The organism is Shewanella aquimarina (assembly GCF_023349185.1).
Classification (GTDB): Bacteria; Pseudomonadota; Gammaproteobacteria; order Enterobacterales; family Shewanellaceae; genus Shewanella; species Shewanella aquimarina.
Map to the genome: position 1 here is coordinate 88,807 of NZ_JAKIKY010000006.1, position 23,225 is coordinate 112,031.

The window sequence follows — 23,225 nt, forward strand, 5'->3', positions numbered from 1 at the left end:
AAATATCCTTTATTTTTAGTCTGTTGTGATTATATTTGCACGAGATTTAAGCTAGTATTTAGCGCAGAATAATTAAAAGAATTGGAATTGCTATGAATCTGACTCTGGTTGTTGGCGTGATCGCCCTGTTGTACGTGTCGCTACTCTTCCTGTTGGCCTGGGGAGCAGAGCGCTGGTTTGGGCGGATCACCAAGAAGATTCAGACCTGGATTTATGGTTTAAGTTTAGCGGTTTACTGCTCCTCCTGGAGCTTTCTCGGCACTGTCGGCCAGTCGGCGCAGGATCTCTGGTCTTTCCTGCCCATCTTCGTCGGCCCCATACTCATCTTTACCTTTGGCTTCGGCCTGCTGCGTAAGATGGTGATCGTCTCCAAGGCGCAAAACATCACCTCGGTCGCCGACTTTATCGCCGCGCGTTATGGTAAGTCGCAGACCATCGCCGCCATCGTCACCCTTATCGCCCTGTTTGGCATCATGCCCTATATCGCCTTGCAGCTTAAGGCCATGGTGTTTAGCCTTAACCTGTTTCAGCCCGAAGACGCCCAATATGATGGCGCCTGGGTTTCCCTGATCGTCACCGCCATTTTGGCGATGTTTGCTATCTTATTCGGTACCCGTAAGCTCGACGCTACTGAGCACAACCCAGGCATGATGCTGGCGATCGCCTTCGAGTCATTGGTGAAACTGGCGGCCTTCCTCTTGGTGGGCTGCGTGATCAGTTTTGGCTTCTTCGACGGTTTTGGCGATATCTGGGCTCAGGCCAGTGAGCGTCAATTGATCAATAATCCCGAGCTGCGGCTGGAGAACCTGATGCCCCAGCTCTTGGTGGGTATGGCCGCATTTCTCTGTATGCCGCGCCAGTTCCACGTGATGATGGTGGAATGTAAGGACGAGCGCACCTTAGTTAAGGCCAAGTACCTGTTTCCGATTTACCTGCTGCTCTTTGGCATGTTTGTGGCGCCCTTGGCCCTGGCGGGCAAGCTGATGCTGGGGGATAGCGTGGCCGCCGATACCTATGTGATTAATCTGCCGCTGGCGCTGGAGCAGCCCATGCTGGCGGTGATCGCCCTGTTAGGCACACTGTCGGCGGCCACCGGCATGGTGATTGTGGCCGTGGTCACCATCAGCGTCATGGTGAGTAACGAGTGGCTGGTGCCTTTGATGTTGCACTCGGGCAAGATCCGTCAGAAGAACTTCAGTCAGTTTTCGCAGTTTCTGCTCAATGCCCGCCGCATCGCCATCGTGTTGATCCTAGGGCTTGGGTACTTCAGTTACCTCTCTTTCATGAACAGCGACTCGCTCTCCGCGCTAGGTATGCTCTCCTTCGGCGCCTTCGCCCAGCTTGCTCCTGCCTTGGTGGGGGGCATGTACTGGAAGCACGGCAATCGCGGTGGGGTCTATTTGGGGCTTATCGTCGGCTTCGGTCTCTGGTGTTACATATTGCTTCAGGGGATGAGCGACAGCCAGGGGGTATTTGGTGGGGAGCTGGCGCTACTCGATAGTATCAACCCCAATATTCGCGACATACTCACCGCGCTCGTCGCCAACCTGGCGTGTTACGTACTGGGCTCTATCTGGTTTCGCGCCGGGGTCGCCGAGCGGATCCAGGCCAGTGCCTTCGTGACGCCGGGCGAACTGAAAAACACCAGTAACCGTAAGGCGTCGCCTATCTCTCAGCAGGATCTCTTGATCCTGGCCAGTCGCTTCGTGAGCCCCACACGAGCCTATGAGAGTTTCTCCCGTTTCTCCGATGAGGCGGTGCGCAGCGACAGCTGGCATAAGGTGGCCTCGCCCGAGCTGATCGCCCATACCGAGCATATGCTTGCCGGGGTGCTGGGGGGCTCAAGCGCCTCACTGGTGATGGACTCTGTGTTGCAGGGGCGCGACTTGGCACTCGATGAGGTGTTTAGCCTGGTGGATGAGGCCTCCTCTAAGATCATCTTGAGCCAGGACATGCTCAGGGGGGCGATCGAGCACGCCTATGAAGGGATGAGCGTGGTGGATAAAGAGCTGAACCTGGTGGCTTGGAACTACAAGTATGTGGAGCTCTATGATTACCCTGAAGATTTTCTGCAGGCGGGCATGCCCATCGCCGATGTGGTGCGCTTTAACGCAGAGCGTGGCTATTGCGGTCCTGGGGATGTGGAGGAGCAGGTGGCCAAGCGGGTGCAGCATATGCGTAATGGCACGCCTCATGTTTCTGAGCGTGAGCGCCAGGATGGCAAGGTGATCAAGATACAGGGGAACCCCATGCCCAGTGGCGGTTTCGTGATGACCTTTACCGACATTACTCAGTATCGCGAGCAGGCTAAGGCGCTGCAGGAGGTCAACGAAACCCTGGAGGCCAGGGTGAAGGAGCGTACCTATGAGCTGGCGCTGCTCAACAGCCAACTGCTGGAGGCCAAGGCCCAGGAGGAGAATGCCAATGCCTCTAAGAGCCGTTTCCTGGCGGCCGTCGGTCATGACTTGATGCAGCCGCTAAATGCCGCCCGTCTGTTTACCGCGTCACTGGCGCAATATCCAAACTTGGATCAGGAGGGGCGTACCACGCTGTCTCATGTTAACAGCTCACTCAAGATCGCCGGCGAGCTATTAACGGATCTCCTGGATATCTCTAAGCTGGATTCTGGCATGGTCGAGGTTAACCGACGCGACTTTCCGGTGGCCGAGCTACTGGATGGCCTGGCGGTGGAATTCGATGCCATGGCCAAGGACTATGGCATCAAGTTTTCCATGGTGGCCAGCTCCAGCATCATCAGCTCAGATCTCAGCCTGCTCAGGCGGGTACTGCAAAACTTCCTGACCAATGCCTATCGTTATGCCAAGGGCAATCGTGTGTTGCTGGGCTGCCGTCATCACGCTGGGGCACTGGAGATCCAGGTGATCGACACAGGTTGTGGTATCGATGAGCAGGAGCTAGGGGAAATTTTTAAGGAGTTTAAGCGTCTGGAGAATCCAGAGAGTAAGAGCGTTAGCGGATTAGGGCTGGGGCTTGCCATCGCCGATCGTATCGCAAGGGTGCTGGCTCATGAGATTAGAGTGGTCTCCAAGCTAGGCATGGGCTCCATGTTTTCCATTACCGTGCCATTAGGCGAAAAGGCCAAGGTGGCACTGCCTAAGAAGGCCAACCCTGTCATGCAACCACTTGCCGGTGTGAAGGTGCTCTGTATCGATAATGAAGAGGCGATTCTGGCGGGGCTCGAGAGCCTGCTCAGTCGCTGGCAGTGCGAGGTGATCTGCGCCAGCGACCTGGCCGATGCGCGCATCAAGCTAGGGTTAAAAGGGGTTGCGCCAGATATCGTATTGGCGGATTACCATCTGGATCATGGCCAGAACGGTGTCGATGCCATGGATGGGATCCGCGCCCTGTATGGCGCCCACCTGCCGGGGATCCTGATCACCGCCAATACCCGTAAAGATCTGGTGGAAGATGTGCAGCAGCGCGGTTATCACTACATGGCCAAGATGGTCAAACCCGCGGCGCTAAGGGCGTTGATATCCAGTTTGGTAAAATAGTGAATTTATAAAGTAATAGTGCTTTAAAGCGTAAACAAGGAGTGAAGATTGGGGTCGGTTAAATATTTAGAACAACAGGTGACGCCGAGTAAGATAGTCTGTGTCGGACGAAACTATGCCGAGCATATTCAGGAGCTTAATAATGAGGCGCCCGAAGAGATGGTGCTGTTTTTTAAGCCTAATTCGGCCATCTCGGAGACGCTACTCAGTAGCCATCAGGAGCCGCTGCACTATGAGGCTGAGCTCTGTTTCATGGTAAAGGCGGGGCGGTTTGAGGCGGTTGGTGTCGGGCTGGATCTCACCAAGCGCCAGTTACAGAGTCGGCTCAAGGGTAAGGGGCTGCCCTGGGAGCGGGCCAAGTCCTTCGATGGTGCCGCTCTCTTTAGTGAGTTTGTGCCTTTTGACGGGGATCTGGATTCGCTGTCTTTTAATTTGATCGTCGACGCCGAGGTGCGTCAGCAGGGGGATGTGGCATTGATGCTCAATCGTCCAGAGGCCATGTTAGTCGAGATCGCGAGTTTCATGACCCTTGAAGAGGGTGATATTGTGATGACGGGCACGCCTAAGGGGGTGGGCCAGATCGCAGCGGGTGAGCAGTTCACCCTCTCGCTTTATCAAAAGGGACAACTGCTCGTCAGTCGGAGCTGGATTGCAGAATAAAGCTCGCCCATTTACGCAAAGTGAATACGCTAAGGGCCCTCTCAAAATTACGCTAGGGGCTCACGCTAAGGGCACTCAAGCTCATGTAAAGCCCTCTACAGGCGTGTAAAACTCTTTCTGGCGCCGCGAACTGCGGCGCTTGTCTGCTTTCCTATTTACATACATAGCAGTTACATAAATAGCTGTTACATCAATAGCGATTACATAGATAGCTATTACATTGAGAACCATTTCATAAACGCCGGTTTTTAGTATCGGTTTCTCGTTTTCTTTTTGTCCTTCCTCGTTTATTCGTTTTTGTTTCGACTGCGCGGCTTGTGAACTAGTTGACCTGAATCTGCACCCAGGTATACTCAAATATCAAACGTGTTGTAAAAAATATAAAACAAAGCCGCATTATGGCGGCGCAACCTAACGATTATTAAGGAAAGTCGGATGTCACTCGCTCGCTGTCACTCTTATTACAATGCCACTATCAAGCAAGAGACCCATTACCCAGCTCTCGAGGGGGAGCTGGATGTCGATGTGGTGATCATCGGCGCCGGTTTTACCGGGGTTGCGACAGCCCTCGAGCTCGCCGAGCGTGGTGTCAAGGTGGCCGTTGTGGAGGCAAATAAGGTGGGCTGGGGGGCAACCGGTCGTAACGGCGGTCAGGTGACCGGCAGCCTCTCGGGCGATAACGCCATGGTAAAACAGCTACGCAACCGTATCGGCCATGAGGCGGAGGAGTTTGTCTGGAACCTACGCTGGCGCGGTCATGAGATCATCAAGAAACGGGTCGCTAAATATGAGATAGATTGCGACCTTAAATTTGGCCATCTGCACACAGCCTATAAGCCCGCCCATATGGGGGAGATGCAGGCCACCTACGAAGAGGGGCTGAGACGGGGTATGGGTGATGAGCTGACCCTGCTGGGGAAGGCCGATCTTCCCGATTATCTCGACACGCCGCTCTATCACGGTGGATTACTCAATCGGCGCAACATGCACCTGCATTCGGTGAATCTGTGTATCGGTGAGGCGAGGGCGGCCGAGGCCAACGGTGCCTTGATCTTCGAGGGCTCGAAGGTGCTGGATATTCGCGACGATAAGCGAGTCACTGTCACCACAGACAAGGGGCGAATCACCGCTAGCTGCGCCGTGCTGGCGGGTAATGCCTACCATAGATTGGCGCGCAATAAGTTAAAAGGCATGCTGTTTCCTGCATCGCTGGGTAACTGCGCCACCGTAAGGCTCGACCCACAAGTCGCTAAACAGCTGAACCCCCATGACCTGGCCGTTTACGATAGTCGTTTCGTGCTCGACTATTACCGCATGACTGCCGATAACCGCCTGATGTTTGGCGGCGGCACCAACTATTCGGGACGGGATTCTAAAGATGTGGCCGCCGAGCTGCGCCCGGCCATAGAGCGCACCTTTCCCCGTCTCAAGGGAGTCGAAATCGAGTTCGACTGGACAGGCATGGCCGGCATAGTGGTTAACCGTATCCCCCAGCTTGGCAAGGTGTCTGAGCACCTATTCTATTGTCAGGGCTACTCAGGTCACGGGGTCGCCACCTCGCACATCATGGGCGAGATCATGAGTCAGGCGGTGCAGGGACAACTAGAGGAGTTCGACCTCTTTGCCCAGATGAAACAGGTAAGACTGCCGGTGGGCGATTGGCTCGGTAATCAGGGCATGGCGCTGGGGATGCTTTACTACCGTATGATGGAGCATTTTCGCTAGTTAACATCAGGTGTAAAGCTCACCAAACGGGTGGTAAAACGTAAATTATCAACTCTTTGCAGTATTTTGTGAGGTGGATGCTGACCGGTGCCATGATGGCGTGCTACATTTATGAACAAGGCATAAATTTGATCCATTTATCTGCTCAAGTAAAGGGGGCCTTATGCTAGGTGAAAACCACTCGCTCATTAACGATTTTCCAGATTATCAAGACCTGATTCTCAAACTCACCGAATCCGACGATGGATTCGCGCAAGACAACAAGAAGTACAGTGCGTTAGACAAAGAGATCCGAACCTTAGAGCTTAACGATGCGCCTATCGATGATAGCGCCATGCATCAGCTTAAGCACGATAGAGCCGAGTTGAAAGATGCCCTCTATCAACGCCTGCTCGACGCCAGCACCTGATCGCCGCCTAGACGTTAGCTTTAGATGTTAACTTAAGACGTTAACTACGCTAAGTTAGTTCAATTAAGTGCTGTAACAAGCTAAACGCACCTTCATATCAGATGGAGGGGCGTTTTTTATGGTCTCAAGAAAGTGCAGGTTCAGGGCAGGGTGCGGCCGAGAAACTCCACCATCAATTTTACCTTGGGCGAGAGGTGACGGTTTTGTGGATAGAGTGCCCAGACACCTTCATTAGGTTCCTGATAAGCGTTGAGCACAGACACCAGGTGCCCGGTTTTAAGATCCTGACCGATATAATAGTTGGGCAGCTGCACCAGCCCCAGCCCCTTAAGCGCCGCGTCTCTCAGACCGTGGCCGGTATTGCACCTGAGATTGCCCTTTATCTTTAGCTGACGCTCGCGGCCCTGCTCGATGAAACGCCAGTAGTCATGGTTGCCGATAAGGCAATTATGCTGGCTGAGTTCGGACAGGCTATGGGGCTCACCGAAGCGCTTGAGATAATCGGGTGATGCGCAGACATAATTGATGCGCTGGCTGACGCGTTTGGCGATCAGGCTGGAATCGGCCAACTTGCCGATGCGAATGGCCAGATCTATACCCGCATCCACCAGCCTCACCTGACGGTTGGTGAGGGTGATATCGACCTCGACGTTGGGGTAGGCGAGCAGGAAGTCGTTAACGATAGGCATAATGTACTTCTCGCCATAGGCCACGGGCGCCGTCATCCTCAGTACCCCCTGAGGTAAGCCCCTTAGGCTACTCAAGGCGCGCTCTGCCTCTTCCAAGCCATCGAGTACTTGACGACAGTGTCGGTAGTAGAGGTGACCCTCTTCTGTCAGAGAGACCTTACGTGTGGTGCGATACAGCAGCTTGGTATCTAGCCTTTGTTCCAGCGCGCCTACCTGGCGACTCACCTGGGCGGTGGAGATCCCTAAGCGCTTGCTAGCCTGAGTAAAACTCTCGGTCTCCGCCACCGCGACAAACTCGCTTACCCCTTCCCACTCATGCATGCTTAAAACCCATTATTACGATATGGTAAAAATCATTTGTAAAAAATGGAGATTATCATCTTGTGTGAAATAAATAAAATGGACTCAAGTAATCAAATCCACTGACGCCGATGCGGGCAAGACAAGCCTGTGCACAGCGTCTACATTGAAGTGGGCAGACATACATACAAACACAGACACTAATTGGAGTAAGCGAGATGACAGACAAGTTTATTAAATCTAAGGCCGCCATCGCCTGGGGACCGGGCCAGCCGCTATCGGTAGAAGAGGTGGATGTGATGTATCCCAAGGCCGGTGAGGTCTTGGTGAAGATAGTGGCCACCGGCGTCTGCCATACCGATGCCTTTACCCTCTCTGGTGACGATCCTGAAGGTGTCTTCCCAGCGATTTTGGGCCATGAAGGCGGCGGTATTGTCGAGGCCGTCGGTGAGGGGGTGACCAGTGTGGCGGTAGGGGATCACGTGATCCCGCTGTACACCCCAGAGTGTGGCGAGTGTAAGTTCTGTAAGTCGGGTAAGACTAATCTGTGTCAGAAGATCCGTGAGACCCAAGGCAAAGGCTTGATGCCAGATGGCACCACACGTTTCTTTAAGGACGGTCAGCCGATCTTCCACTACATGGGCTGCTCGACCTTCTCTGAATATACTGTGCTGCCGGAGATCTCGCTGGCCAAGGTAAACCCAGAGGCGCCACTGGAAGAGGTGTGTCTGCTGGGCTGCGGCGTGACCACAGGTATGGGCGCTGTGCTCAATACGGCCAAGGTTGAGCCGGGCGCGAGTGTCGCCATCTTCGGCATAGGTGGCATAGGCCTGTCAGCCATCATAGGCGCGACCATGGCGGGTGCGAGTCGTATCATCGCCGTCGATATCAACGACAGCAAGTTTGAACTGGCCCGTCAGCTAGGTGCAACAGATTGCATTAATCCTAAAAACTATGACAAGCCTATCCAGGAAGTGATAGTCGAGTTGACCGACGGTGGCGTGGATTACTCTTTCGAGTGTATCGGTAATGTGGACGTGATGCGCTCGGCGCTCGAGTGTTGCCACAAAGGCTGGGGTGAGTCTGTGATCATAGGCGTTGCCGGTGCCGGTCAGGAGATCTCGACCCGTCCCTTCCAGCTGGTCACCGGCCGAGTCTGGCGTGGCAGTGCCTTTGGCGGCGTAAAAGGACGCTCAGAACTGCCTGAAATTGTGGAGAGGTATCTGCGCGGAGAGTTTAAGCTCAGCGACTTTATTACCCACACCATGGCGCTGGAGGAGATCAACACCGCCTTCGACCTCATGCATGAGGGTAAGAGTATCCGCTCTGTTGTACATTTCAATCGATAACATTAGTTGGTTTAGACAGGGCACAGACGCTAGCGTCTGTGCCCTTTAGGGATGAGAGTATGACCATAGAAAATATCAGCAGCAACAAGTGTTTCGGTGGTTGGCATAAACAGTATCAGCACCAGTCTGGCGTACTAAATTGCGCCATGCGCTTTGCTATCTATCTGCCGCCGCAGGCCAGCGAACAGAAGGTGCCTGTGCTTTACTGGCTGTCGGGACTGACCTGCACGGATGAAAATTTCATGCAAAAAGCCGGCGCCATGCGTATTGCGGCGGAGCTTGGTATGGCGATTGTCGCACCCGATACCAGCCCGAGAGGGATGGAAGTGGCCGATGATGCCAGCTATGATCTGGGCCAAGGCGCCGGATTTTATCTCAATGCGACGCAAGTACCCTGGCAGGCTCATTATCAGATGTACGATTATGTGGTGAAGGAGTTGCCCGAGCTTATCGAAGCACATTTTCCTGTGACTCAGGCGCGAGCGCTAGCGGGCCACTCCATGGGTGGCCATGGTGCCCTGACCATAGGCCTTAAGCATCCAGAACGTTACACGTCTATCTCGGCCTTTAGCCCCATCGTTAACCCCATTAACTGTCCATGGGGGCAGAAGGCCTTTAGTCAGTACTTAGGTAAGAACCGTGACGAATGGTCGGCCTATGACGCCTGTGAGTTGATGAAGCAAGCCAGTTGCGATCTGCCGATCTTTATCGATCAAGGTAGCAGTGACAATTTCCTCGAGGAGCAGTTAAGGCCCGAAGCCTTGGTTGCGGTGGCTAAGGAGAAGGCGTATCCCCTGATCCTGCGCATGCAGGAGGGCTATGATCATAGCTATTACTTTATCGCCAGCTTTATCGAAGACCACCTCAGATTTCATGCCAAGTATTTCCAAGGTTAAGTCGTGGCGCGGTTAGCCCATTTCATGGTGAGTACCATGCTGGGTATGATGACCAGCGTGGTAGCGATTAACCATTGATAGTTGTTCACTCCGGCCACAGAAAGTGCCTGCGTCTTAAGCTGGCTCATCAACAGCAGGGCTGAGCGCTCGGGCGTCGGCGCCAGCGTCGACTGCTCTAGGCTGGCAGTGATCAGCTGTTGGTGGTGGATGAAAGTCTCGTTTAGAGGGTCATAGTTTTCGGCTAACTTTTGCATGGCGTTGCTGGTTTCTATCGTCATGAAACGAGAAAACTCGCCTATGGCAGACAGTGACCCTAGATTACGAAATAGATAGAACCAGGCGATCGTTTCGAGCAGGTGCTGCCTAGGTAAACTACGCAGAATATGTATGGTCAGCGTGATGTTTAGTAGTCCAATGGCGAAGCCTTTAAGTAATATTGCAGGCCAAAGATATGCCTGACCTATAACGGCATTGCTTCCTGTTAGCCATATACAGGTACCTATCATCATGACGATCCCTATGGGGACGACTTTGAAGGGATCTCGGTCGGGGTGGCTGGTGGCAAAGAATGCAATACCTAGGCCAGCAAGCATGCCGACAAAGCCGATAAGGTTGATATAGCCTGCGTTAGCGGCGCTGTATTGCATTATCTTCGTCATATAGACAGATGTGAGCATGGAGATGGCTAATACGACAAAGCCGGCGATGGCGGCTTGTAACATGCTCAGTTTACCAATACGGCTGGCCAAGACACTTGCGTCTAGATATTGGCCACGCCCCCAGCGGTTTCTTATTGCTAAGCCGAATAGCGCTATTGCCGAGGCGGTGAGCAGCGCGATCCAGACCATGCTTGGCGCCTCAAACCAGTCAAAGCGTTCGCCCCGTAGCAGTATGTAGGCTATGCCACAGCTAGCGATCGTCAGCAACAGGGCTTGTAACCAGTTAAAGCCTATTTCCTGTGTCTCTTCCTGATGGGGCCAGTGACCGAATCGAGCCCAGCCGACCATGAGTAAGAAGGGCACTAGCTGTAGTGAAAAAGCCCACCGCCACAGATTGTTCTCTGCCAGGATAGACAGCAGGTAGGGGTAGATGCCCAGCGGAACTAAAACCGCCACTAGCAGCACCAGGCTCTCGGCATAAGCAATAGCCCTGAAGCTTAGGTTCTTTAAGATGATGGCGTGGGCGAACAGTACTAGAAGGCTCGCCGAGACGCCGTGGCCAAACCAACTCAACATCTGAGGTGCAGCTTGCATGCATAGGCTGCTGGCCAGTGTACTGAATAGGCCGACGACTGCGCCGATGCGGAATAGCTGCCGATAGCCGAAACGACGAGCCAGCCAGGCGCCGAGCGGAAGCGCAATCAGTAAACCAAAAGTATTAAGTGTGTTAAACCAGCTGGCCTCATCCAGCGACAGGCCGACACTCGCCGCTATCTGTGAGGCGCTACTATTATAGATTTGACCGGTAATGCTCTGGGGAATCACTGCAAGTAGAGCTAAGAGTAGAATATTGAGAACCTGTTTATTCATAAGAATCTACTATCTCAATGATTGGTATCGATTGTTACCTCAGCCGATAAGCCGGGTACAACTCTGCCTTGGAGTGCCCTGGGGATCTCGAAGGCAATCTTGATGGGAACGCGTTGTACTATCTTGACGAAGTTGCCCGTGGCATTGTCCGGTGGCAGTAAACCAAATTGTGCTCCTGTCGCCGGCGCAATGCTCACTACGCGTCCCTCAAGGTGTTGCTCGGGAAAGCTGTCGAGCGTCACCTCCACAAGCTGCCCCGGGAGTATGTCGGTGATCTGGGTTTCCTTATAGTTAGCCTCTATCCAGATAGCTTCGACAGGAACGATAGCCAGCAGGGGAGCCCCCTTACTGGCGAAGCGCCCGGCGTGCAGGGCACGATTACCTATGATGCCGGCAATTGGGGCTCTGACCTGTGTATTTTCTAACCTTAGTTTGGCCAGTGCCAGTAAAGCGCTGGCCTGCTCGGCTTGGGCAACCAAACGAGCCTTGTCACTCCTGAGGGTATTGAGTTGCTGCTTGGCTGAACTCAACTGCAACTGACTTGCGGCCAGTTTGGCTTTCGCCTGATTGTTCTTATTGGTTTGCGCTTCAAACTGTGATTGAGAAATGAGTTCCTTATCTAACAGGTTTTGCAGTCGATGCCATTCTGCCCGATGAAATACCGCATCGGCCATAGTCGAGTCTATCTGAGTCGATACCTGTTTTATCGATATCTGTTGTAGCTTTATACGCTCATCTATATTGGCAATTGCCGCCTGCGCCATGGTCAGTCCTGCCTTGGCTTGATTGTATTGCGCCAGATAATCTCTGTCGTCAATTTGTGCCAGCAGTTCACCTGCTTCTACATATTGGTTATCGGTTACGTAGACGTGATTAATAATGCCCGATACCTCGGCACTCACTTGCGAAATTTCCCCCTGAACATAGGCGTTATCTGTGCTGATCAAGCCTGCTTTGGGGAACTGGTAATAATAAAACAGAGAAGCGAATAACATCATGCTGCTGATAATTATCGCTTTTTTAATTTTGTTGCCCTGTGTTTTGCAGAGAAGTTGTTTCATGATGATGACCATAGATATAATACTGTACCGTTCAGTATCATATCTATCGTTCGAAAAGGATGCAACCTTATCCTATAAAAAAGTGTACTATGGGGTATCAAAAGTTAGAGGAGGCATTTATGCGACCATCGAGTTTGAGAAAGCGGCAGAAGTATTTGCAGGTAGCCGCAGAACTCTTTTTAGAGCAGGGCTATGAAGGCACCAGCCTAGATCAGTTGATAGTGCATTGTGGTGGCTCAAAGCTTACCTTGTATAACTACTTTAATGATAAGCAGGGCCTGTTAAAAGCCGTGGTTGTTGAACTGACCGAACGCCTGCAACTGGGGTTAAGCATCGACGTAGATGCCGATAGAGCATTTAGGGAAGAGTTAATGTATTTCGCGTTGAAATATTTGGAGTTTATCTATCACCCTGAGCTCTTGAAGTTGGCGCGCTTACTGATGACACAGACAAAAAGCGCACCGGAACTAGTGGCATTTTTTCTTGAGCGAAGTTCAGGCCACTCTCAACAGGCATTACAGGATTATTTGATGCATCGACAAGCGATAGACAAACTCGTCATTACAGACTTGGCCATAGCGAGTGAACAATTTCTTGGTGCATTAAAGGGAAATCGTCATTTCGAAGCCTTATACGGTGGAAAAATTCTTACATCTGATGAAATGAAAATGTACGCAGAGCATGCCGTAGATAACTTTATTCGCTGCTATTAATCTTGAATGCTATCAATCTCGAATGCTTTCAACCTCGAATGGAATGCCGTCGACAGGTGCTGTCGCAAGCTGGCGACAGATTCGGTTATTCGCCTTAGGCGCTTAAGTCATCTTGCGAAATGCGAGTGTCTTTTGGCTGAGATCTTTTTGCGCTTACAAATTGGCTGGGAACTAAGGGAAGATCTTAGGATCTTCCACCTAGGTTATAGCTCGACCTTTTCCATCTCCAGCTGCTGCAGGGCGATCACCGCCTGGGTGCGATTTCTCACCCCGAGTTTTCTAAAGATGGCGGTGGCGTGGGCTTTGATGGTGGCCTCGGATACGCCCAGGTCATAGGCGATCTGCTTGTTGAGCAGACCTTCGGCAAACATCTGCAGCACCTTATATTGCTGCGGCGTGAGATCGGCAAGCTTGGCCGCCATCTGATCCGTGGCATCTTCGTTGATCTCTTGCAGCTCTATGTTGTCCGGTAGCCAGATATCGCCATAGAGTACAGCCGTGAGGGCCTCCGAGAGGGTCTCCATGGAGGCGGACTTGGGAATAAATCCGGCGCTACCATAATGGACGGCGCGGCTGATGGTCATGGCATCTTCGTGAGCGGAGATCACCACTACAGGCAGTTCGGGGAAATGGGTTCTTAGGTGAATTAAGGTGGAATAACCATGGGAGCCGGGCATCTGTAGATCCAGCAACACTAAGTCATAGGCGGTGTTGCCCTGTTCCAATAGGCCTTGTAGGGCTTCGGCGCTGTCGGCCTCAAACCATTGGGTGTCGGCAAAGGCGCCGCTTAATGCCTGTCGCAGCGCATTCCTAAATAATGGATGATCATCTGCGATGATGATGTGCAAGTTTTCGAGCTTCATTGCTTTTTGATTATCTTTGTTGCACTTGAAGGTAAAGTCAATGTAACAGATAAATGACTCAGTATTCTATTGCTTTTGTGTCTGGGTGACGGGATTTTTTCGTTTTTACAAACAATTATTAGACTTAAGTCTAATGAGTCTTTGGCTGAGAGCGGGAGATACGAGGTGCGAGGTTAGGGAAGGTTAGAGGTGAGAAGTTAGAGGTGAGAGGTCGGCAGGTGTGCGCCCGCCGACAGGAGACCTTCTTAAAATCAGTCGCCGCTCCACACCTTAGTGGGTTTACGATCTTCATCCAGCGCCACAAAGGTAAAGACGCCGCGAATGGCGTGCTCGCGATGATCTTGGTACATATCTTCGACAAAGATGTTGACCTCAACCTTGAGGGAGGTGTTACCCACATAGATCACGTTGGCAATGATCTCTGCCAGGGTGCCGGCAGGAATCGACTTATTGAAGTCGATACGATCTGAGCTGACAGTAACAAGTGTCTTGCGGCAGAAGCGGGTAGCGGCGATAAAAGCGGTCTCATCCATCCAGGCCAGCGCCTCGCCACCAAAGAGGGTGTTGTGATGGTTGGTGATAGAGGGAAAAATCGCTTTGATCACCCGGGCTTCTGACTGCGCGATGCGCGCGCGAATGGCGTCAGAATACTGAGTTTCTGTATCGGTTAGGGGCATACGGCAACCTTAAGGTTATGCATTGAAAAAAACCGGCGGATTATACTGATAATCGCGGCTTAATGACAGCGCTGTAGCCCGGTAATGTGGTGGGTTTCATGACATTAAAAAAGGCTTCACGAGGAAGCCTTTTTAAAATAATCACATTAGGTATTAGCTAAGCTTTGCCATGCGCGCCTTGGAGGCTGCAGCAAGGTCTCGCAGTAGCTTTTCTGAGTCGGCCCAGTCGAGGCAGGCATCTGTGATGCTCTTGCCGTAAACCAGTGGTTCACCGGCTACTACCTTCTGGTTGCCCTCTTCGATAAAGCTCTCGGCCATGATGCCGGCAATCGCGGTCGAGCCTGAGGCGACCTGCGTCATGATATCTTTGGCGACTTCGAGTTGACGCTTATGCTGCTTCTGGCTGTTGCCGTGGCTAAAGTCCACCACCATGCGGTGAGATAGACCCACATCTTTAAGCTTCTGCGCCGCAGCCTGAATATCGGCCTCATGGTAGTTAGGCTGCTTACCGCCGCGCAAAATGATGTGGCCATAAGGGTTACCACTGGTACGGTAAACGGCCATGGCGCCATCTTTATCGGGCGAGTAGAAGATGTGTGGCTCTTTGGCGGCGCGCACCGCATCGATGGCGATATTGATGTTGCCGTCGGTACCGTTTTTGAAGCCGACCGGACAGGAGAGCGCCGAGGCCATCTCGCGGTGGATCTGACTCTCTGTGGTACGGGCGCCAACCGCGCCCCAGGTGATGAGGTCGGCAATATACTGACCGTTAACCATATCCAAAAATTCGGTGGCGATAGGCAGGTTTAGCTCGGTTATCTCTTGCAGCAGGTGACGCGCCAGGCGCAGGCCCTTGTTGGCATTAAAGCTACCGTCGAGATCCGGATCTGAGATCAGTCCCTTCCAGCCAACCGTGGTACGAGGTTTCTCGAAATAGACGCGCATCAGGATGCAGAGTGAGTCTTTGAGTTCTTTGTGCAGCACGGCCAGACGCTTAGCGTAGTCGATGGCAGCCTGGGTGTCGTGGATAGAGCAGGGGCCGATGATCACCAGAAGACGTTTGTCTTCACCGGTGAGAATGGCTTCAACTTCACGTCTCTGTTGAACCAGGTAGTCGGCGGCGTCTTGAGTAAGCGGGTATTCAGATGCGAGTTTAGCAGGTGAAATGGCCTTACATAATAATGTGGTGCGTAGTTCGTCTGTTTTAATGGTCATTCAATATACCGAGCGTTTGTCTTGGCTTTCGCCTGATTGCCTCGGATTATAACGAATAGTTGCTAGCTGCACAGGGGTAAACAGATGAAAATTTCCGGTATTTGTCTACATCTGTGCAGTTAGCTTGCCATTTGGAGCCTTTAGCTTGCCCTTTATGACCGTCTGTTTAGAACATATGACGTTCTAGGCCGGTAACATCCAGAATCTTGGTGGCAATCTCTTCCACCGAATGATTGGTGGTGTTAACAAAAGGAATGCGCTCGCGCTTATACATCATCTCTACCTCTTTCACCTCGATACGGCACTGTCTCAGGGAAGAGTAGCGACTGTTTTCCATGCGGCTCTGGCGGATCTCATGCAGGCGCACCGGATCGATAGTCAGGCCAAACAGCTTGTGCTTATTTCTCTTGAGTACTTCGGGCAGCTTTAGGTTATCCATGTCATCTTCGATGAAGGGATAGTTGGCTGCCTTAATACCAAACTGCATCGATAGATAGAGGCTACTGGGGGTCTTGCCGCAGCGGGATACGCCCAGCAGTACTATGTCGGCCTTGTCGATATGTTTTAGGGTCTGGCCGTCGTCGTTTTCCATGGCGTAATTGATGGCGTCGATACGCGCCTCATAACTGTGATTGGCCTTGCCGTGAGTTCTGTGGGTAACCGGGACCGCCTTGACGCCCAATTGATCTTCCAGCGGGGCGACGAAGGTATTCAAGAAGTCGTAGTCGATGCACTCACTGCTATAGATGATGTCTCGAATCTCGGCTTTTACGATGGAATGGAACACAAGTGGTCGTTCGCCTGTTGTAATAAAACAATCATTAATTTGTGCTTTTACCGCCTCGGCTTTCTGGGTTGTCTCGACAAATGGAATAGTAAGTGCTTCAAACTCAACTGGAAATTGAGACAGTACCGCATGGCCAAAAACCTCGGCCGTGATCGCTGTCCCATCTGAGATATAAAAGACTTTACGTGACATTTTGACCTCTTGTAGTAATAAAATTACAAATAAAATTATAGATTTACGCGTCTTGCTGTGGAGTGTAAAATGCCGCTGCCCTCGTGTGAAGGGGCCACACTGAAATAAACTTGCGGAGATAGAACTGTGCAGCAATATGTACTCTGGTATCAAGAATTAGGCATGGGTGACGTCAACAAGGTAGGCGGTAAAAATGCCTCTCTTGGGGAGATGATCAGCAATCTAGCTAATGCAGGTGTTCAAGTGCCTGGTGGCTTTGCGACCACTTCTTTTGCGTTCAATGAATTTCTTGAACAAAGCGGACTTAACCAGAAGATATACGAGACGCTAGAAGCTCTAGACGTCGACGACGTGAATGCACTCGCGACCGCAGGTGCACAGATCCGACAGTGGGTTATCGATACCCCATTCCATAGTGAATTTGAGCAGGTTGTACGTGAGTCGTACGACAAGCTTTCCTCAGAAACTAACGATGCATCGTTCGCGGTACGCTCTTCAGCGACTGCCGAAGATATGCCAGATGCATCATTTGCCGGCCAACAGGAAACCTTCCTGAACGTTAAAGGCTTCGACGCGGTACTGGTTGCCATCAAGCATGTATTCGCCTCTCTCTTTAACGACCGAGCTATCTCATACCGTGTACACCAAGGTTATGACCACAAAGGCGTTGCGCTTTCAGCTGGCGTACAGCGTATGGTTCGTTCAGACGCCGCCGCTTCAGGTGTAATGTTCACCATGGACACCGAGTCAGGTAACAACGATGTAGTCTTCGTGACCTCTTCATTTGGCCTGGGTGAGATGGTAGTACAAGGCGCGGTGAACCCTGATGAGTTCTATGTTCACAAGCCAAGCCTGACAGCAGGTCACAAAGCCGTTGTTCGCCGCAACATCGGTAGCAAGTTGATTCAGATGGTTTACTCTGATGACCTGAGCCACGGTAAGCAGGTGAAGATTGAAGATGTACCTGCCGATATGCGTCGTCAATTCTCTATCAGCGATGAAGAGGTGATGGAGCTGGCTAAGCAAGCCATGATCATCGAGAAGCACTACGGTCGTCCAATGGACATCGAGTGGGCTAAAGATGGTAATGACGGCAAACTGTATATCGTACAGGCGCGTCCAGAAACCGTACGTTCACGTGAAGATGTACAGCTGATCGAACGTTTCCACCTCAAGACTAAGAGCGAAGTGATTGGCGAAGGTCGTGCCATCGGTCATAAGATCGGTAATGGTACCGCTAAGGTACTGGCTTCTATCGAAGATATGGACCAGATCCAAGAAGGTGACGTACTGGTTACCGACATGACTGACCCAGATTGGGAGCCAATCATGAAGCGCGCCAGCGCTATCGTCACCAACCGTGGTGGGCGTACTTGTCACGCGGCGATCATCGCCCGTGAACTTGGCGTACCGGCAGTTGTTGGTTGTGGTGACATCACCGACAAGATCAAGCATGGTCAGGAAGTGACTGTTTCTTGCGCAGAAGGCGACACAGGTTACATCTACGAAGGTATTCAAGAGTTTGACGTCATGTCATCTCGCGTCGATGCCATGCCTGAACTGCCGATGAAGATCATGATGAACGTGGGTAACCCAGACCGAGCGTTCGACTTCGCTCGTCTGCCCAACGAAGGTGTGGGCCTTGCGCGTCTTGAGTTCATCATCAACCGTATGATCGGTATTCACCCTAAGGCGCTGCTTGAGTTCAACGACCAAAGTGCAGAGCTGCAGCAAGAGATCCACGAGATGATCGCCGGCTACGAGTCACCAGTAGAATACTACGTGGCGCGTCTGGTAGAAGGTATCGCGACTATCGCATCGGCCTTCCATCCTAAGAAAGTTATCGTACGTATGTCAGACTTCAAGTCTAACGAGTACGCTAACCTGGTTGGTGGTGACCGTTACGAGCCTGAGGAAGAGAACCCAATGCTGGGCTTCCGCGGTGCGAGCCGTTACATCTCTGAGTCGTTCCGCGACTGTTTCGCCCTTGAGTGTGAAGCCATCAAGCGTGTACGCAACGAGATGGGTCTGACGAATGTAGAGATCATGATCCCATTCGTACGTACGCTGGAAGAAGGCCGTCAGGTTATCGAACTGCTGAAAGAGCAAGGCCTGGAGCGTGGTAAAGATGGTCTACGTGTCATCATGATGTGTGAGCTGCCGTCTAACGCCCTGCTAGCCGACCAGTTCCTCGAGATCTTCGACGGTTTCTCAATCGGTTCGAACGACTTGACCCAGCTAACCCTAGGTCTTGACCGTGACTCAGGCATCATCAGCCACCTGTTCGACGAGCGTAACGAAGCCGTTAAAGCCCTGCTGGCAATGGCTATCAAGGCCGCTAAGGCGAAAGGCGCTTACGTGGGTATCTGTGGTCAAGGTCCTTCTGACCACGCCGACTTTGCGGCTTGGTTGGTAGAGCAGGGCATCGACACCGTATCGCTTAACCCAGATACAGTGATCGATACCTGGTTATACTTGGGTGAAGCTCACGCCTAATTATTCTTTAGATAGAATAAGCTAATTGACGAAAGCCGCTTTTTAGCGGCTTTTTTTTGTTTATAATGGCAACATTATTTTAATAAACATCAATTGAAAAGAAGTCATCATGCTCCCAAAGTTATCCCATCAACAGACCCTAGAGCCTGTTTACTTGGCGTATCTCGACGCCCTTGCTCAGAGCAATTATTGTGGCGACATAGATAAGCGTTACAGTGCGCGTCTCGCCCAGGCAACGGATAACTCTGTCTACCAATTTTTGCCACAGGCGGTCTTATATCCTAAGACTCAGGCCGATGTCAGGCTGATCATGACCCTGGCGACTAAGCCAGAGTTTGATAAGGTGGTCTTTAGTGCGCGTGGTGGTGGTACCGGCACTAACGGTCAGTCTCTGACCCATGGTTTGGTCTTAGATTTGTCGCGTTATTTTAATCAGGTCATCGAGATTAACGAGAAGGAGCGCTGGGTGAGGGTGCAGGCCGGGGTGGTCAAGGATGCGCTAAACGATGCGCTGCGCCCACATGGCTTCTTCTTTAGTCCAGATCTCTCAACCTCTAATCGCGCAACCATGGGCGGCATGATCAACACCGACGCCTCGGGGGCCGGCTCGCTGGTGTATGGTAAGACGTCGGATCACGTGCTCGAGCTGACCAGCGTGCTGCATGATGGCAGTGTATTGGAAACCAAGCCACTGGATCTGCAATCGCTTGAGGCGCTCGATGCGCTCGAATCGCCCAGTTTAGGGGAGGCGCTGCAGCGTGATATCGCGGCCATGACCCGGACCCACCGCGACGAGGTGGAGAAGCGTTTTCCCAAACTCAATCGTTTCTTGACTGGTTATGATCTGAAAAACGTCTGGAACGCGTCATTCGATGAGTTCAACCTGTCGCGCATCCTCACCGGCTCTGAAGGTACTTTGGCGGTGATCACCGAGGCCAAGCTGGATATTACGCCGCTGCCTAACACCCGCATGATGGTCAACATCAAGTATGACTCTTTCCAGTCTGCGCTGCGCCATGCGCCGGATTTGGTTAAGGCCGAGGCGACCGTGGTGGAAACCGTGGACTCTAAGGTTCTAAATCTGGCCAAGCAGGATATCATTTGGCATTCGGTGTCATCTCTGATTGAAGAGGTGCCAGGCGCCTCCATCGATGGCCTCAACATGGTGGAGTTCGCCGGTGAGCCAGAAGAGGTGGAAGCCAAAGTTAAACAATTAGAGGCGATGCTAGATACTCAGCTTGGCGCTAAACAGGCTGGCCTGCTGGGTTATCAAGTTACCGCCGATAAGGAGAGCATCAACACCATCTATGCCATGCGTAAGAAGGCGGTGGGACTGCTGGGCGCGACCAAGGGAAGCCGCAAGCCTATCGCCTTCGCCGAAGATACCGCGGTGCCGCCTGAGAAGCTGGCCGACTTTATCATGGAGTTCAGGGCACTGCTCGACAGCCATGAGCTGCAATATGGCATGTTCGGTCACGTGGATGCGGGCGTGCTGCATGTGCGCCCGGCGCTGGATATGTGCGACCCGCAGGATGAGCGACTGCTCAAGACGGTATCGGATCAGGTGGCGGCACTGACCCTCAAGTATGGCGGCCTGATGTGGGGCGAGCATGGTAAAGGGGTACGTGGCGAGTATGGTCCGTCGGTCTTCGGCGAAACCCTGTTTGGTCTGCTCGAAGAGGTCAAAGGCTATTTCGACCCCAATAACAAGCTTAACCCCGGCAAGCTGGTGGCACCTAAGGGCAGCGGACCGCTGCTCTATAATGTCGACAGCACCAAACGCGGAGCCTTCGATCGTCAGATCCCGGTCAACACCCGCGAGGCTTTCCCCGATGTGATGAATTGTAACGGCAATGGCCTCTGTTTTAACTACAGTGCCTATTCGCCTATGTGTCCCTCCTTCAAGGTGACCGGAGACAGGGTACAATCGCCGAAGGGGCGCGCGGGTTTGATGCGCGAATGGCTGCGTCTCTTGGAGGCCGAAGGGGTCGATGTCGAGGCTTTGGCGAAGGCCAAGCCCCTTGGCTGGTTGCAGCGCACCCAGAACACCCTGAAGAAAGAGCGCGAATATGATTACTCCCACGAGGTGATGGAGTCATTAAAGGGCTGCCTGGCCTGTAAGGCCTGCTCGTCGCAGTGCCCGGTGAAGGTGGACGTGCCCAAGTTCAGGGCGCAGTTCTTTAACATCTATTACCAGCGTTATCTGCGTCCGGTGAAAGATTACTTGGTCGCGGGTATCGAGCAGAGTTTGCCCCTGATGGCCAAGATGCCCCAGGTGACTAACTTTGCCTCACAGAATAAGCTGAGTCAGTGGGTGATAAAGCAGTCTATCGGCTACGTGGATGCGCCGGCGCTGTCGGTGCCGACACTCAAGCAGCGTCTGGAGAATCATGCCTGCCGTGGCTATGACCTGAATGCCTTACAGCAGATCCCACAAAGTGAGCGTGACCAATATGTGCTCGTGGTGCAAGACCCGTTCAACAGCTTCTACGAGGCTGAGACGGTTTATCACTTTATTAAGCTGATCGAGAAGCTGGGCTTCAAGCCAGTGCTGCTGCCCTTTAAGCCTAACGGTAAGCCGATTCATATTAAGGGCTTCTTGGATAAGTTTGCCAAGACGGCTCAGTCCAGCGCCGACTTCTTAAATCAGGTGCACGCCCTTGGCATGCCTATGGTGGGGGTAGATCCTGCCATGGTGCTTTGCTATCGCGATGAATATAATGAGATCCTCGGTGAACGTCGTGGCGATTTTAACGTGCTGCTGGCCAATGAGTGGCTACTTAAGGTGATTGACGCCAAGGCCTCTTTGGGTGAGGCGAAAGAGTCGACTAAGCAGTTTACCTGGTTCAGCCACTGCACCGAATCGACGGCTAAGCCCAATACGGCCAAAGAGTGGCAGGCGATCTTTAGCGCATTTGGCGCCGAGTTAAGCACAGTCAGCCTTGGCTGCTGCGGCATGGCAGGCACCTATGGTCACGAGAGCGATAACCTTAAGCGCTCCAAGGCCCTGTATGAGATGTCTTGGGAGAAGGCCATTGATTCGCTGCCACATGAGCAGATATTGATCTCGGGTTATTCTTGTCGTAGTCAGGTAAAACGCTTCGGTGGCTTTAAGCCTAAGCATCCGGTGCAGGCGTTACTGGGTCTTATAGACCATGGCTGATAACCAGCCGGATTCGGCGTTGCAACAATTCACGCAAGGCGTTCCCCTGTGTGATGAGGAGGCTCTGTTTCATATCGATAGCCAGGGGCGCTGGTTTTATCGCGGCGAGCCCTTGCCCGATAAATTTTGCCGGCTTTTTGCCACCATTTTGCATCTTAAATCTGAGGGATATTTTCTGATGACGCCGGTGGAGACGGTGAGGGTAGAAGTTGCCGAGTTTCCCTTTATTATCAATGATTATGAAGAGACACAAGACGGGCATTTTACCCTGACCAGCTCTATCGGCACCCAGTTCCAGCTGGCCGGGCGTGATGCCTTTGTGGTGGACGAGGCGGCAATATCTGTCTCCTTAGGGAGGGGATTATCGGCTAAACTTGGAAGAGCCTGTTATTATCGTTTTATCGAGCAATACATGCTAAATCCAGAGGGCGACGTTAAGTAATGCTTAAGCCTTTCTAAGATAAGACAATTGGTTTTTCGTTACGAATTAGCGTTAGTCGAGCCCTAGTTTCTTTAGGACCAGATGTTAGTATTAATGCATGGCCGCTGTATCTGGAGGTGCTGATTGAAACATTATGAAAGCTTGGGATACTTAGTGTCTCATCTTAATATCGAGCTTCAGAAGGCCTTGGATGAGAGGCTAAAGCGCTATGAGCTAGACATTAAACTCTGGCCTGTCCTGTTTGCCCTGTGGCAGGAGGAGGGGATCACCCAAACAGAGCTGTCTAAGCGCTGTGACGTGGCTAACTACACCATGACTCGCCTGTTAGATCAGCTGCAGGTACAGGGCTATATCACCCGTCATCAAGAGGCGGACAATCGCCGCGCCTTCAAAATTTTCCTTACCGACAGTGCCAAGGCGTTGGAACAAGACCTTATCTGCGAGGCCGAGCGGGTCAACGAGCAGTTTCTCGGTAATCTGTCTGAATTTGAATCGCAACAATTTATCTATCTACTCAATAAGATCAATGGCCTATCCTAGGCAA

The 23,225-nt window shown here is 52.2% G+C and carries 18 protein-coding genes; 11 read left to right on the top strand and 7 right to left on the bottom strand.

The features are described 5' to 3' along the window. Positions 1 to 92 precede the first annotated feature (92 nt). From L2731_RS09105 to L2731_RS09120, 4 genes are all read left to right on the top strand, one after another. Positions 93 to 3,515: a hybrid sensor histidine kinase/response regulator gene (locus L2731_RS09105; protein WP_249252798.1), complete on the top strand. Its 3,423-nt coding sequence runs from the start codon at positions 93 to 95 to the stop codon at positions 3,513 to 3,515. A gap of 48 nt (positions 3,516 to 3,563) precedes the next feature. After that, a complete protein-coding gene (locus L2731_RS09110) occupies positions 3,564 to 4,175 on the top strand; it encodes a fumarylacetoacetate hydrolase family protein (protein ID WP_249252799.1) in 612 nt (203 codons plus the stop codon). Between the two features lie 435 nt (positions 4,176 to 4,610). Continuing rightward, a complete protein-coding gene (locus L2731_RS09115) occupies positions 4,611 to 5,900 on the top strand; it encodes an NAD(P)/FAD-dependent oxidoreductase (protein ID WP_249252800.1) in 1,290 nt (429 codons plus the stop codon). 163 nt (positions 5,901 to 6,063) lie between these two features. Next, on the top strand, positions 6,064 to 6,309 hold the full coding sequence (locus tag L2731_RS09120) for an HP1242/YdcH family protein (protein ID WP_041511666.1): 246 nt from the start codon (positions 6,064 to 6,066) through the stop codon (positions 6,307 to 6,309). Positions 6,310 to 6,449: 140 nt separating this feature from the next. On the opposite strand, the gene L2731_RS09125 is transcribed toward L2731_RS09120, so the two are convergent. Then, positions 6,450 to 7,319, bottom strand: coding sequence for a LysR substrate-binding domain-containing protein (locus L2731_RS09125; protein WP_249252801.1), 870 nt, complete (start codon positions 7,317 to 7,319; stop codon positions 6,450 to 6,452). A gap of 197 nt (positions 7,320 to 7,516) precedes the next feature. Between L2731_RS09125 and L2731_RS09130 the strand changes: the two genes are divergently transcribed. Continuing rightward, positions 7,517 to 8,647, top strand: coding sequence for an S-(hydroxymethyl)glutathione dehydrogenase/class III alcohol dehydrogenase (locus L2731_RS09130; protein WP_275659049.1), 1,131 nt, complete (start codon positions 7,517 to 7,519; stop codon positions 8,645 to 8,647). Between the two features lie 59 nt (positions 8,648 to 8,706). Beyond that, positions 8,707 to 9,543, top strand: coding sequence for an S-formylglutathione hydrolase (fghA, locus tag L2731_RS09135; RefSeq protein WP_239850208.1), 837 nt, complete (start codon positions 8,707 to 8,709; stop codon positions 9,541 to 9,543). Here fghA and L2731_RS09140 read toward each other — a convergent pair. Both L2731_RS09140 and L2731_RS09145 read right to left on the bottom strand, forming a co-directional pair. After that, the gene (locus L2731_RS09140; RefSeq protein ID WP_239850209.1) at positions 9,540 to 11,072 is read right to left on the bottom strand and encodes an MFS transporter; all 1,533 of its coding nucleotides are present in this window, start codon (positions 11,070 to 11,072) and stop codon (positions 9,540 to 9,542) included. The genes fghA and L2731_RS09140 overlap by 4 nt on opposite strands. A 14-nt stretch (positions 11,073 to 11,086) precedes the next feature. Next, positions 11,087 to 12,070 carry an HlyD family secretion protein gene (locus L2731_RS09145; RefSeq protein ID WP_249252802.1) on the bottom strand — a complete coding sequence of 328 codons (984 nt, stop codon included), beginning with the start codon at positions 12,068 to 12,070 and terminating at the stop codon, positions 11,087 to 11,089. Between the two features lie 182 nt (positions 12,071 to 12,252). On the opposite strand from L2731_RS09145, the gene L2731_RS09150 reads away from it, so the two are divergent. After that, positions 12,253 to 12,846 carry a TetR/AcrR family transcriptional regulator gene (locus tag L2731_RS09150; RefSeq protein WP_249252803.1) on the top strand — a complete coding sequence of 198 codons (594 nt, stop codon included), beginning with the start codon at positions 12,253 to 12,255 and terminating at the stop codon, positions 12,844 to 12,846. A gap of 203 nt (positions 12,847 to 13,049) precedes the next feature. Here the strand turns inward: L2731_RS09150 and L2731_RS09155 are convergent, their stop codons facing one another. The 4 genes from L2731_RS09155 to ppsR all read right to left on the bottom strand — a co-directional run bounded on the left by L2731_RS09155 (position 13,050) and on the right by ppsR (position 16,580). After that, a complete protein-coding gene (locus L2731_RS09155) occupies positions 13,050 to 13,709 on the bottom strand; it encodes a response regulator transcription factor (RefSeq protein ID WP_011865344.1) in 660 nt (219 codons plus the stop codon). 251 nt (positions 13,710 to 13,960) lie between these two features. Beyond that, on the bottom strand, positions 13,961 to 14,386 hold the full coding sequence (locus tag L2731_RS09160) for an acyl-CoA thioesterase (protein ID WP_144198630.1): 426 nt from the start codon (positions 14,384 to 14,386) through the stop codon (positions 13,961 to 13,963). Positions 14,387 to 14,539: 153 nt separating this feature from the next. Further along, the gene (locus L2731_RS09165; RefSeq protein WP_249252805.1) at positions 14,540 to 15,601 is read right to left on the bottom strand and encodes a 3-deoxy-7-phosphoheptulonate synthase; all 1,062 of its coding nucleotides are present in this window, start codon (positions 15,599 to 15,601) and stop codon (positions 14,540 to 14,542) included. Positions 15,602 to 15,767: 166 nt separating this feature from the next. Further along, positions 15,768 to 16,580 (bottom strand): posphoenolpyruvate synthetase regulatory kinase/phosphorylase PpsR, encoded by an 813-nt coding sequence (ppsR, locus tag L2731_RS09170; protein ID WP_239885440.1) that lies wholly within the window; start codon positions 16,578 to 16,580, stop codon positions 15,768 to 15,770. A gap of 126 nt (positions 16,581 to 16,706) precedes the next feature. Between ppsR and ppsA the strand changes: the two genes are divergently transcribed. The 4 genes from ppsA to L2731_RS09190 all read left to right on the top strand — a co-directional run bounded on the left by ppsA (position 16,707) and on the right by L2731_RS09190 (position 23,221). After that, complete coding sequence (ppsA, locus tag L2731_RS09175; RefSeq protein WP_249252807.1) at positions 16,707 to 19,076, top strand: phosphoenolpyruvate synthase; 2,370 nt, start codon at positions 16,707 to 16,709, stop codon at positions 19,074 to 19,076. Positions 19,077 to 19,185: 109 nt separating this feature from the next. After that, the gene (gene ydiJ, locus L2731_RS09180) at positions 19,186 to 22,239 is read left to right on the top strand and encodes a D-2-hydroxyglutarate dehydrogenase YdiJ (protein ID WP_249252809.1); all 3,054 of its coding nucleotides are present in this window, start codon (positions 19,186 to 19,188) and stop codon (positions 22,237 to 22,239) included. Beyond that, on the top strand, positions 22,232 to 22,681 hold the full coding sequence (locus L2731_RS09185; protein ID WP_239850215.1) for a DUF1285 domain-containing protein: 450 nt from the start codon (positions 22,232 to 22,234) through the stop codon (positions 22,679 to 22,681). The genes ydiJ and L2731_RS09185 overlap by 8 nt, the downstream gene beginning before the upstream one ends. 123 nt (positions 22,682 to 22,804) lie before the next feature. Further along, a complete protein-coding gene (locus tag L2731_RS09190; protein WP_033540720.1) occupies positions 22,805 to 23,221 on the top strand; it encodes a MarR family winged helix-turn-helix transcriptional regulator in 417 nt (138 codons plus the stop codon). The last annotated feature ends 4 nt before the right edge of the window (positions 23,222 to 23,225 follow it).